The organism is Thermogutta sp. (assembly GCF_014359955.1).
Classification (GTDB): domain Bacteria; phylum Planctomycetota; class Planctomycetia; order Pirellulales; family Thermoguttaceae; genus Thermogutta.
The window spans coordinates 1-1835 of the sequence record NZ_JACIYL010000844.1; the positions used below are offsets into that span (position 1 = coordinate 1).

1 protein-coding gene is annotated in these 1835 nt (G+C 56.3%); it reads left to right on the plus strand.

Annotated features, from left to right (window positions below):
* Positions 1–238 precede the first annotated feature (238 nt).
* The gene (gene guaA / locus H5U08_RS17495) at positions 239–1786 is read left to right on the plus strand and encodes a glutamine-hydrolyzing GMP synthase (protein WP_297036053.1); all 1548 of its coding nucleotides are present in this window, start codon (positions 239–241) and stop codon (positions 1784–1786) included.
* Positions 1787–1835: the final 49 nt, after the last annotated feature.

The following is a 1835-nucleotide window of genomic DNA, read 5'->3' on the forward strand; positions in this document are numbered from 1 at the left end:
CCCCGGGATGTTCTCCGGTAACCGATGAGCTGAAAAAAATCCTGTAAAAATCCAAGGCGTTCCTGAGGGAGCGCCTTGCTTCATTTTTCAGATTACAAACCTGTTACGGATACCGAACTTCTGACGCGGTATGAAGAAGAAGCAACGGCTGGTAAGCCCCCCACGAGTGCGAAGGGAGCAAGACGCGGCGAGCGAGGGGACCTCTCTCTTTTGGCACTGATAGAATTCACAGGATACGATGAGCGTAACTGACGAAAAAATTTTGGTGCTCGATTTTGGTTCTCAATACGCGCAGCTCATTGCGCGGCGGGTCCGCGAACAAAACGTGTATGCGGCCATAGTCCGACACGATATCCCAGCGGAGAGAGTCCAGGAAATCGCGCCCCGCGGTTTGATCTTTTCCGGGGGGCCAGCCAGCGTTCAATGGAGCGACAGTCCCCGCTGCGATCCCGACCTTTTTCAACTGAATTTGCCCATCTTGGGAATTTGTTACGGAATGCAACTCGTCTGTCAGAGTCTGGGGGGCAAAGTGGAAAGTCAACGGGGGCGAGAATACGGCCCGGCTGTGTGCCGCATCCACCAGCCCAATGAGCTGTTTGAAGGATTGCCCAACGAGTTTCAGGTGTGGATGAGTCACGGCGACCAGGTGACCGCCATTTCTGAAGAATTTACCGTCCTGGCCTCCACCGACAGTTGTCCCTTGGCGGCGGTCAAGCATCGCCGTCGGCCGATTTATGGACTCCAATTTCACCCGGAAGTGACGCACACCTCATACGGCTCGCAGATCCTGGCAAACTTTGTGAAACGTGTTTGCGGCTGTCAGGGGACATGGAAGCTTACAGATTTCGCAGAAGAAACGATTGCCGAAATCCGACAGCGTGTGGGGAGTGATCGCGTCATTTGTGGGTTGTCCGGAGGTGTCGATTCTTCGGTGACGGCGGCCCTCCTCTCCCGCGCTGTTGGCGACCAAACGGCGTGCATTCTCGTCGATAACGGCCTGATGCGGCGAGGAGAGATCGAATCCGTCATCGAGGAGTTCACCAAACACTTCAAGACGGATCTTCATGTTGTGCGGGCGGAAGAGCGGTTTCTGACAGCGCTGGCCGGAGTGACTGATCCTCAGGAAAAGCGAAAGATCATCGGACGGATATTCATCGATTGCTTTGCCGAGGAAGCAGCCAAGATTCCCCGGGCGCGGTTTCTTGCCCAGGGCACGCTCTATCCCGATGTGATCGAAAGCGGTGGCCTGCGTGACGGTCCAGCCGCCACGATTAAACTCCATCACAACGTGGGTGGTCTGCCGCAGGATCTGCAGTTTGAACTGATCGAGCCCCTCCGCAATCTTTTCAAAGACGAGGTTCGGCAGCTCGGTCTCCAATTAGGATTGCCCGAGGAAATCGTGTGGCGACATCCGTTCCCTGGTCCCGGTTTGGCCGTGCGATGCCTCGGTGCGGTCACCAAAGAGCGGCTGGAAATCCTCCGGCAGGCCGACGCCATCGTGGTGGAGGAGATCAAAAAGGCGGGATGGTACCGCAAAACGGCGCAGGCGTTCGCCGTCCTTCTGCCGGTGCAGACTGTGGGCGTCATGGGCGATGCCCGAACGTATGAAGAGGTCATCGCCGTTCGCGCGGTCGATACTGAGGACTTCATGACAGCCGACTGGTCACGTCTGCCCTACGACCTTCTGGGGCGGATTTCCACACGTATTATCAATGAGGTTTCCGGGATAAATCGCGTGGTGTACGATATAAGCTCGAAGCCTCCGGCGACGATCGAGTGGGAGTGATCTCAAAATGGCCCCTTTGACCGGTGATTCATCCAGCAACGAGGTCGAA

Excerpts from the sequence above, each read along its gene's own strand:
- guaA (WP_297036053.1), top strand. The coding sequence starts at position 239 with ATGAGCGTAACTGACGAAAAAATTTTGGTGCTCGATTTTGGTTCTCAA.